General features: G+C 62.1%; 10 protein-coding genes. 3 read left to right on the top strand and 7 right to left on the bottom strand.

What is annotated here, in order from left to right; genetic code table 11:
* From JHC99_RS14755 to JHC99_RS14725, 7 genes are all read right to left on the bottom strand, one after another.
* Positions 1-247: hypothetical protein (locus JHC99_RS14755; protein WP_292155176.1), on the bottom strand; the 247-nt coding region annotated here is incomplete at its 3' end.
* Positions 244-927: a TrbG/VirB9 family P-type conjugative transfer protein gene (locus JHC99_RS14750; protein WP_292155175.1), complete on the bottom strand. Its 684-nt coding sequence runs from the start codon at positions 925-927 to the stop codon at positions 244-246. The genes JHC99_RS14750 and JHC99_RS14755, both read right to left, overlap by 4 nt.
* The gene (locus tag JHC99_RS14745) at positions 924-1,694 is read right to left on the bottom strand and encodes a virB8 family protein (protein WP_292155174.1); all 771 of its coding nucleotides are present in this window, start codon (positions 1,692-1,694) and stop codon (positions 924-926) included. The genes JHC99_RS14750 and JHC99_RS14745 overlap by 4 nt, the downstream gene beginning before the upstream one ends.
* Complete coding sequence (locus JHC99_RS14740; protein ID WP_292155173.1) at positions 1,691-2,917, bottom strand: type IV secretion system protein; 1,227 nt, start codon at positions 2,915-2,917, stop codon at positions 1,691-1,693. The genes JHC99_RS14745 and JHC99_RS14740 overlap by 4 nt, the downstream gene beginning before the upstream one ends.
* The gene (locus JHC99_RS14735; RefSeq protein ID WP_292155172.1) at positions 2,914-5,292 is read right to left on the bottom strand and encodes a VirB4 family type IV secretion/conjugal transfer ATPase; all 2,379 of its coding nucleotides are present in this window, start codon (positions 5,290-5,292) and stop codon (positions 2,914-2,916) included. Before JHC99_RS14735 ends, JHC99_RS14740 begins: the two co-directional genes overlap by 4 nt.
* Complete coding sequence (locus tag JHC99_RS14730; RefSeq protein WP_292155171.1) at positions 5,271-5,555, bottom strand: VirB3 family type IV secretion system protein; 285 nt, start codon at positions 5,553-5,555, stop codon at positions 5,271-5,273. The genes JHC99_RS14735 and JHC99_RS14730 overlap by 22 nt, the downstream gene beginning before the upstream one ends.
* Before the next feature lie 3 nt (positions 5,556-5,558).
* Positions 5,559-5,885: a TrbC/VirB2 family protein gene (locus JHC99_RS14725; protein ID WP_366927829.1), complete on the bottom strand. Its 327-nt coding sequence runs from the start codon at positions 5,883-5,885 to the stop codon at positions 5,559-5,561.
* 308 nt (positions 5,886-6,193) lie between these two features.
* On the opposite strand from JHC99_RS14725, the gene JHC99_RS14720 reads away from it, so the two are divergent.
* From JHC99_RS14720 to JHC99_RS14710, 3 genes are all read left to right on the top strand, one after another.
* Complete coding sequence (locus JHC99_RS14720) at positions 6,194-6,688, top strand: hypothetical protein (RefSeq protein ID WP_292155170.1); 495 nt, start codon at positions 6,194-6,196, stop codon at positions 6,686-6,688.
* Positions 6,689-6,904: 216 nt separating this feature from the next.
* Positions 6,905-7,243 (top strand): hypothetical protein, encoded by a 339-nt coding sequence (locus JHC99_RS14715; RefSeq protein ID WP_292155169.1) that lies wholly within the window; start codon positions 6,905-6,907, stop codon positions 7,241-7,243.
* A gap of 16 nt (positions 7,244-7,259) precedes the next feature.
* The coding region (locus JHC99_RS14710) for a hypothetical protein (protein ID WP_292155167.1) at positions 7,260-9,479 on the top strand (2,220 nt) is incomplete at its 3' end.

The following is a 9,479-nucleotide window of genomic DNA, read 5'->3' as shown; positions in this document are numbered from 1 at the left end:
GTTCGGGCAAGACGTAGAGCGGCGGGGGCGGCTGGAGTGTCGCAATGGCGTCCGCCGGTCGCGGCTTGATCGTCGGGGCGGTGGCTGCGCGCCTTTGTCCATCAAGTACGAAGAACAGTAGAAGACCGCCGATCAGGACGCCGCCCAGACCCAGCCACGTCGAGGCCTGACCGCCCCTCCCCGCCACGACGGGGCGGATGTCGGCCTCGTCGCGCAGCGGCGGCCGAGGATCTGACGGCGCCTTCAACGCGGCGTCCTTTCGCGAAGACGTTGGGCGCGCGCGGTCTCGCCGTCCAGGCGGAACAGCAGGGCGCGATGAACGGCGTCGATCACGAACAGATCGTCGCGCATATGGCCGGTCACCAAGACCGAATCACCCTGATCATCGATGGCGAAGACTGCGGGAAGAGTCTGGGAGGGCCGCCAGCGGATCGATGTCCGGACGCCGTCGTCCTCGATCGCCGCTGGACGAAGCGCGCGCGCTCCGGAGAGGCGGTAGCGGCCGATCCCCGGTCGCGCCGAAGGTCGGTCCTCATCGACGGCGTCGGGATAGGAGAAGCGAAGAGTGAAGGGGGTGTCGGCCGCCGCCGCATAGGTCGCCGTGAGCTCAAAACTATAGACTCTTACGTCGGTTATGACGGTCATATTGGTCGTGCCGCTGGAGCGCAGAGGCTTGAGAAAAAGCGCTGAGCCTCGGCCGTTCAGCGTAGCCTGCCAGCCTTCGGCGTCGCCGATGGCGACGTTCTCGACCTGCTCGCCGGGCCCGAAGATGACGGTGGTCTGAAAATTGGTTGCGACTTTCAGCGGAACGATCCGGCCCGCGTCATAGACGACCGTCTGGATGCGGGGGTCGAGCGTCGGCGGCGGGGCGGACTGGGCGGCCGCCGGCGTCGCCAGTAGAGCGAAAGCGAGGACCAGGCGTTTCATGGGACCTGGACCTCATCCGCCTCGACCGGCGCCAAGGCGGCTGTATTCTGCTCGATGGCTTGCAGCGGCTCGGCTTGGTCCAAAGAGCTTAGCGCCTCGGGATCGCGCCGATAACGCAGCACTTGGAAACCAAGCGGATTAACGAACCGATCTGCAGCCGACATCGGCTCGCCCGAGAACCGATATTCGATCACGGCGACCCAAGGCAGGGCCGAATGCGCCGCGCCGCCGTCGTCGCGACGAATGGTGTCGAAGCGCACCAGGGCTGAGTCTTCGCCTAAGGGTGAAACACTCTTGACCCGGGTCTCAATGACCGTCGACCGCGGGTATCGCGTCAAAGGGCTGTCGAGATTGGAGGCCTGCATCAGGGCCACATAGTCGGTGCGGGCCTGCTCTGCGGACCATAGCCCCACCTTCTGATAGTTTGCCTGTAAGGTGGCCATGTCGAAGCCCTCTCGGGCGATGACGTACTGCGCCAGCATGGATTGGATTAGCGCCTTGTCCGGCGTGGTTTGACCCGGATCCAGCGGCTTCAGCGCCTGAACATATCCCGTCGTGCGATCCACCATCAGCGTATAGGGCACGACGGTTTTCAGGGGCGCGAGCATCGCCAACGCCAGACCTTCTGCGACTGCAACGGCGCAGGCCGCTCCGGCGACGATCCAGGCGATGCGGCGCGAGGCCCTTAGCGCGCCAATCCGATCAGCGGCCCAACTACCGGCCTCACGATAGTAGGCGCCAAGCGCTTCTCGACTGGACTTCTTCATGAGCGGCGATCTCGAAGGGCGGCGGCGAGCGATTGTCTTGGTTTGGTCCGCCGCACGGCCTGACCCTCCCCGGGAAGAGTAAGGGGAGCGCCGGGCGGCGCGGGTCGCCCCGGGAGAGCCGAGGATGCTGTAGATCCCATGAGTGCGGTCTGAGCCTGCTCACGTCTCTGGCTGGCGCGCAGGGCGTCGGCGACCACCAGCGCGCGGGAGGTGGGCGTTGGAGCCGAGGGGCGATCCGTAAGGGGCGCGGGTGTGGAAGCCGGATTGTGAAATGACGGGAGAACTGCAGGTGTAAAGGCAGGGCCTCTCCACGCCATAGGCAGCCTGAACTCAGGCAGGTGGGTCATGAAGGACAGGCGCAGAAGGATCGCCAAGGCGCCGGCCAGAGCGATCGCAAACCCGAGCGACAGGACCAGCAGTTCGACAGGGGCGGAGGGCGCGAGCGTCGCTGCTTGTCGCATCCGAATGACGTGGGCCAGCCAGGGCTCGAGAAGGGCCAACTCTACGCTTAAGACGAGGGCAGTGGCGACTGAGGCGAGAAGGGTGAAGACCAGGGCTCGCGCCCACCCGATCAGAAGGCCCCGCGCCAGATCGAACAGCAGCAGGCCCGCGAACAGGGGCGCGAGCGCCAGCAGAACCCCAGCGGTCAGGCGGACAACCGCGAAAGCTGCAATGGCGCCGGTCAGGAAGATGATGCGCGCCCAGCCAAAGGCCGGGTCGTCGGCGATGGGGAACCGTTGCTGACCGCCGCCGGACGAAGGCAAGGTCGCCGCCGGCTCCCGCCCGGTCCCGAGGTTGGTCAGCCGGATGATGGCGCTGTCCGCCGTCTGCAATCGGGCTATCAAGGCGACATCGCCGCTCGTCCCCGACAGGCCTGCCGGGCTGGCTACTGCGGTGGTGATCTGTTCAGGTCCGTAGATCACCAAGTCGTAGACGACGATCTTGTAGGCCGGCCAACTTCCGGCAAGGGTGAGTACAACGCCGATCTTGATGATAGCGGTCAGACCGTGACGGACGCTCGGCGTCTCGCCCATCATCAGACGAATACCGAACAGGGCGACGAAAAGTGTCAGCAAACCGGTCAGGGCGAGCGAAACGAAGGATCCGGGATCGGCGAGCGATTGATACCCGGCACTGCCGACCACCTGAGCCTGGCAGTCGATGTGGCGCAGGAGGGACGACAGGAAGGCGTCACCGCTCGAGAGGGCGGGGCAGGTCGTCATGAGGACGCCTGTTCCAACAGGGACGCCATCCAGTCTGCCGGATCGTCTCCGACCTCGGCTCTGATCTGGTCCAGCAGCCGAACGTTGCGTTCGCGGCCTGAAAGAATGGTGAGAAGGTCCTGCTCGCCTGAAAGGTCGAGCCGAGCGACAACGCTCTCGCCGCCCCGCTTGATCAGGAAACAGTGCGAACTGTCCGGCAAGCTGCGGATTAGGTCGAACTCATGCGGTGTCAAACCGAAACCGCCCACATAGTCCTCAGCCCGGGCCTTGGGGTTGATCATGAATATCTGCGTCGCGGCCTGTTCGACGATGGCCGAGGCGATCCGGCTCTCTAGTGCATCCTGAGCGCTCTGGGTGGCGAAGCCGACAATGCCGTTGCGCTTGCGGATCGTCTTTTCCCAATCCTTGATGCGTCGCACAAAGACGTCGTCGTCCAGAGCCTTCCAGCCCTCGTCGACGACGATGATGGCAGGCGAGCCGTCCAACCGTTCTTCGACCCGGTGGAACAGGTACATCATGGCTGGCGTGCGTAAGACGGGATCGTCCAACAGGACGGTCATGTCGAAGGCAACGGTCTGCGCCGACAGCTCCGTCAGGTCAGTCGGATTGTCGAACAGCCAGGCGCGCTCGCCGTCTCCCCACCAAGGGCGTAGCCTCGACCAGAGGTCGTCTGCCCGGGGGCGCCGCTCCCCTCGGAACAGTTCGACCAGATGGCGCAGTCGGCGGTGTTCGAGCGGTTGATCGTAGTTGCCGGCGACGGCGTCACGGATCCGCTCCAGGTCCTCCAGATCGACCGTTCCGGCCAGCGTCGCTAACCATTCGACGAGGAAGCTGCGATGGGCGGGCGTGTCGTCGAGCTGCAGGGGGTTGAGCCCTGATGCCTCGCCCGGCCGCAACAGATCGTAACGGCCGCCGATGGCGCGGATGAAAAGCTCCGCGCCCCGGTCTTTGTCGAAGAAGATGATCCGAGGCGACAGCCTGCGCGCCTGGGCGAGCAGGAAGTTGAGTACCACCGTCTTGCCGGAGCCGGACGGGCCGATGATGGTGAAGTTGCCGAGATCGCCCTGGTGGAAGTTGAAATAATAGGGCCCGGCCGCTGTCGTCTCCAGCAGAGTGACGGCCTCGCCCCAATGGTTGCCGGTCGGCGAGCCCAGGGGGAAGTTATGGGCGCTGGCGAGACCCGCGAAATTGTTGGTCGAAACCAACCCGCGCCGCGCGATATAGTTGAAGTTGGCGGGGAACTGGGCCCAGAAGGCGGGCTCCAGCGCAATGTCCTCGCGCACGGCCACGACGCCCATGTCGGCCAAGGCGGCTGTCACCTCGGCGACGCCGGCGTCCACTTCGGCCAGGGTCTCGGCGCGGACGGCGACGGTCATGTGATGTTCGCCGTAGCCGGCCCGGCCGGCGGCCACGTCGTCCTTGGCTTGAGCGAGCTCGCCGCGCAGCGACAGGGCTTCGTCTTCGGCGGAGCGCATCCGGCGCAGCGCCAGGTTCATACGCTCAAGCGAGGCCTGTCGCTCCACGAAGGCGAACGACTGGGTGACCGTCAGTTCATGGGGCAGGCGCAGCAGTTCGTCGAACATGCCGGGAGTGGTGGAGGCTGGGTAGTCCTTGACCGAGATCAGGGCGAGGAAGCTGCGCGGTAGATGACCGGCGGCCGATAGCTCCACAGCCTCCTGGCCGAAGCTGACCCGACGATAGGGCAGATAGGCTCCCAGATCTTGGTGCGGCAGCAGCACCTGCCGGCGCTCTTCATTGTAGAGGGCGGACAGGAAGGCGAGGGGTTCTGAGCACGGGCCGTTGGCTGTGTCTTCTATGCCGAGCAGGCGCGGGGCATAGTCGCCGAGCGCGGCGAACAGGGCTTCGCGCCCCGCGTCCAGCTGTGCGAGCTCATAGGCTTCTGCAGCGCCGGTCGTGTCCCCGGTCTTGGCGATCCAGTTGCGCAACTGATCCGCTAGGCCGATCCGCCCCTGCAACGGACGTCGCACAAGTGTAAGATAAAGGTCGTTGGCGAACAGGGTCTTGGCGGAAAGCCGATCTGCCCAGCGCTCGCCGAGCACCTGGGAGAAGGCGTCGGGATAGGTCGTTTCCGCATCGATCGTGACGCGGCGGCGTTCGATATGGTGGTAGAGGGCGAAGCGCGACGTGCCTATGGCGCGGAGCATCGCGTCACGCAGGGTCTTGCGGTAGTTGAGCTCGGCGGTATCCGCAGTCTCAAACAGGAGGCCGCGCAACTGGATGACCTGGAACAGGAGCCCGTCTCGGGTCTCGATTGTATGGTCGTTGAGATGTCGTGCGTAGGGCAGATGAACGCCGGCCGACTGTTCTCGCTCGACGGTGCGCCGCCCCTTGCTCAGGGACGGTAAGAGTTGCATCGCCAGATACTATGGTTCGGAACCCAGGGACATTGTCGGACGCGGGTCAGCCACAGATCGACGATGCGAGTTTCGCGCAGGCAGAGCAGAACGCCGACGCCGTGGACTATCAAGGCGACGGGTAGAACCCAAATCGAGCGGAAGATCAGGAACAGTTCCGCCGCGATGACCGCGTTGATCACGAAATAGCTATACGTGACCCCTGCGAACATCTGCGGGCGGGTCAGGGCGGTGAACAGAGGGGTACGCTCAAGGTCGTTCAATATCTAGCCCCCGAAACCGGCCGTGGCCCGGATGCCGGCGACGATGCTGACAGCCCCAAAAAGGATGAAACAACCCAGGATGACCACGGCGCCGTGGCGCCAGTTCATGCGGCCGTTGAGCATCATCAGGCCGACGCAGGCCACCGCGATGACGGCGACGACGGTGGCTATGGTGCCCAGAAGCGTGCCCTGCAGCCATTGTACGGCCTTGACAATGGGGCCGGAGCCTTGGGGGTCTGCCAATACCGTCTGGGCATGAGCGACGGTTGGTCCGACCACAGCCAGACATGCGGCTAGCCCTCCCCGGAGATGTCCGAAAACGGTCTTCACTCAGCAATCCCCCACGCGATATGCAACCATAGTCGCTCAGAATGCGGCAGGCGCCAAGGCATAAGCTCCACCTGCGGCCGTCGCGGCCAATTTGTTACGATTGTATTGGTTGTGTCGCAAAAATTCCATCAGCAGTTGCGTATGGTTCCTTATCGCCTAGCTCGAAGGCTTCGCGATCTGTCCGGGGGGACGCTATGCGGTGTTGGGGGACGGCGGCATCATTAAGTGCGCTCCTGAGCTGCGGCGGCTCGGCCTATGCGCAAGAGACGCAGATTTACACCTATGACGTCCATGGACGGCTTGGCGCCGTGCATCGAGACAAGGTCTCCGGCTCTCTGGTCACGGCTTACGGTTTAGACAGCGCCAACAACCGCTCCGAGCGTACGAATGGCCGGACAATGATCGCGGAGTGGGAGGCCGAGGCCCTGGCCCACTCGACCGGCTATCTAGAGGTTGATGGGCGCGCCGGTGATACAAACCAGCGCGAAGGATTTCTGAATGGCGGGCCCTATACGCCCAATGTTCCTGTCGGAGACCATGTCGCGGTCTGGCGTATTTTGATCGATACGCCGCAGGATTCCAATCCTGCAACGGTCGTGCGGCTTGACGTTTGGGACATCAACGCCGGGCGGAGCTTGGCTTTCGTTCTTCTGCCTCGATCGGCCTGGAGGGCGGCTTGGACCTATCAGTATTTTGAGGTGCCCTTCACCGTCGGCGCAGGTGAAGCGGGACACGAACTCGAATTCCGAACCTATTTCTTTCCAATAGCTCATGTCCGTGTCGACAAGGTGGGATACAGATGAGGGGATTACTGTTCGCCGCAGTTGTTGCGGGATTATGTCTCGCTTCCACGGGGGCGGCGTCTCAGCAAACCGAAGTCTACTTCTATGATCCTCACGGCCGTCTTCAGGCGACGGTGAAGGCGCCGGCTGTGGGGGGGCAGCGTCAGCCGTTACGGCTTGGATGCGGCCGCCAATAGATCGGGGCGATTGACGGAGAGCGCGCCGTCAAGATCGCCCGTGCAGGAGCTTCAGCCCGGTCAGTTCATCATGGCCTCTCAATTCCTGCCCTCGGCGGACGGACGCTTTTCTCTCTATGTTCAGTTGGACGGCAACATCGTACTTTACGGACCTCCCGGCGCCATGTGGGTGGCGCCCTACACTTGGGGCAGGTCATCCACGACCTTGACCATGCAGACGGACGGCAATCTGACCGTCCGCGGACCGCAGAACGAACTCATCTGGCAGAGCGGAACGGGCGGCCATCCCGGCGCGCGTCTGGTCATGCAGAACGACGGCAATCTCGTCATCTACGACGGCTGGACGGCCGTCTGGCACACCAGCACCTGCTGCTACTGATCTTGGGGGATGGATCATGAGTAAGACGCTTAAAGCCGCACTGCTGGTCAGCAGCGCTTTTATCGCTACGCCCGTTTTTGCGCAAACGGACGTGTATCCTCCATTCAACTACGCCACAGATGATCGTGGAGTTGATCTAGTCACAGGGGCGTATTTCCACACGGAGGACGTTGTTAGCGTCGGGGACCGGTCCATGGGAGGTTTGGGCGTCAAAATGACTTTCATGCCCAGGATCGCTACTCGAGTTGGAGGTTGGAGAGATCATAACGTCGGGACGGCAACCGAAATCAACGGTAAGATGGTTGTTAGTGTTGGGGCGCAATCCGAGAGTTTTAGTCCCGGCTCCTCGGCTGGAACGTGGCTGTCGGACCAAGGGGAGGGGGCTACCCTCTTCGAGAGTTCAGATTCGTTAGCTTACACAGCATCTGATGGCACGATTGCGATCTTCGATAAAAGCCTGGGCGGTAACATAGGGTCTTGGGACGCCAGCAGTGGTGTAATGCGGACGCTGAAAAGACCAGATGGAACGGAGGCGACCTACACTTATGAGGCAGCCAGCTTTTGTGTTTGGAACGAATCGCCTTGTCGGTCGAGCGGCGCCGTAAAGCGGTTAAGGCTTCAGTCAGTTCGCACCAATGCGGGATATCAGATCAGCTATCAGTACGCGCAGGCTGGGGCGGGAGGAGGGCAGGAGGGTCTGGATAGCGGTCCGTGGTCTAGGCTTGTAAAAGTGACTGCGTTCAACCGAGGGGGGGATTTTTGCGATTCAACCGCGAATAATTGTAATTTTTCTCTAGCCTGGCCGTCTGCGACATTTTCGTCGGCCCAATATGGCGATATTGGCGAGCAATTTTCGTCGATTGAGAACGCATTAGATGAAGTAACCCATTTCTCGTACGAATATGGAAACTTAAAAAGTGTAACGCGGCCTGGCGACACAAAGCCTAGCATCGTAATTTCCACCGCCACAACTGATGGGGAGGTCGCCAGTTGGTCTAACGGACTAGATACTTACACGTACAGATATAGCGATTATGCCGCTAATGCGCCATATAATCGCACCATCACTGTGACAGATCCTAATGGGAATCGCACAATCGCAGTGTCAAATCTGAGAGAAGGGACGCTGACCTCGTTGACGAGTCCGTCAGGCGATGTCAGGACTTTATCTTATGATTCAAAGGGCCGCTTGAAGCGGGCTGCCGGGCAGCACGGCGAGTTTGTTGAGTATACCTATGACGAACGCGGCAACGTCATCCAATCACTGTTCAGCCCGAAAACCGGATCTGGCTTGAGTCCAATCTACACATCGGCCACTTACGCCTCGGCCTGCGTCAATGTCGTGACTTGTAATCTGCCGCTGTCTGTGACTGATTCCAGAGGCTTCACCACGGACTATGTCTACGATCCCGGGCATGGTGGTGTCACTCAGATCGTTCAGCCTGCTCCTGTAGCGGGCGCGCCGCGCCCCACAACCTCCTTTGGCTACGGCGCCTTCACCGCTCTCGTGCGAAACGGACAAGGACAGACAATAGCGGCAGGAAACCCAATTGTGCGGCCGACGACGATTTCTCGTTGTGCTTCCGCGGCTGTCTGCGCGGACAGTGTGAACGAGAGCCGAACGACTTTCAGCTATAGCAGCCCCATGGCTTTCAATAATCTGCTGCCCACTGTGATCACGGACGGAGATGGCACTGGCGCGCTGGCTGCTACCACCACATACGCCTATTCCTTGAGGGGGGATGTCGAGCGGATCGATGGTCCCCTCAACGGCGACGGCGACGCGAGATTGTTCCTTTACGATCGGATGCGCCGCTTGCGTCTTGCGCGTGGCGCGCCCATTCCAACGGGGTCTGGTGCCTATGCGGCTACCCGTTATGCGCGGAACGCGCGAGGTGAGGTGACGCTTATCGAGCGTGGAACCAGCACGGACGAAGGTGAGTCTTTCTCCCCGCTGCAGGCAGTCTCCACGGCATACGACCTCGCCGGTAGGCCAACCCACCGACGTTTCATCGCCGGAGGCGTCACTCACAGCCTCGTGCAGATCAGCTATGACGCCTCGGGTCGCCAGGACTGCGTGGCGACGCGGATGAACCCCTCGACTTTCGCCAATCCGCCAAGTTCGGCCTGCTCCCTAGACACGGCTGGGGCTTTCGGTCCGGATCGGATCACCAAATACAACTATGACGCAGCGGGGCGTATGACCTCGACGGTGTCGGGCTATGGGTCGGGGACG

It is taken from the genome of Brevundimonas sp. (genome assembly GCF_016463485.1).
Taxonomy (GTDB): Bacteria; Pseudomonadota; Alphaproteobacteria; order Caulobacterales; family Caulobacteraceae; genus Brevundimonas.
This window is presented reverse-complemented; position numbering and strand designations above follow the sequence as displayed.

Coding starts and splice junctions, on each gene's coding strand:
- JHC99_RS14750 (WP_292155175.1), bottom strand. CDS start 927: ATGAAACGCCTGGTCCTCGCTTTCGCTCTACTGGCGACGCCGGCGGCC.
- JHC99_RS14745 (WP_292155174.1), bottom strand. CDS start 1,694: ATGAAGAAGTCCAGTCGAGAAGCGCTTGGCGCCTACTATCGTGAGGCC.
- JHC99_RS14740 (WP_292155173.1), bottom strand. CDS start 2,917: ATGACGACCTGCCCCGCCCTCTCGAGCGGTGACGCCTTCCTGTCGTCC.
- JHC99_RS14735 (WP_292155172.1), bottom strand. CDS start 5,292: ATGCAACTCTTACCGTCCCTGAGCAAGGGGCGGCGCACCGTCGAGCGA.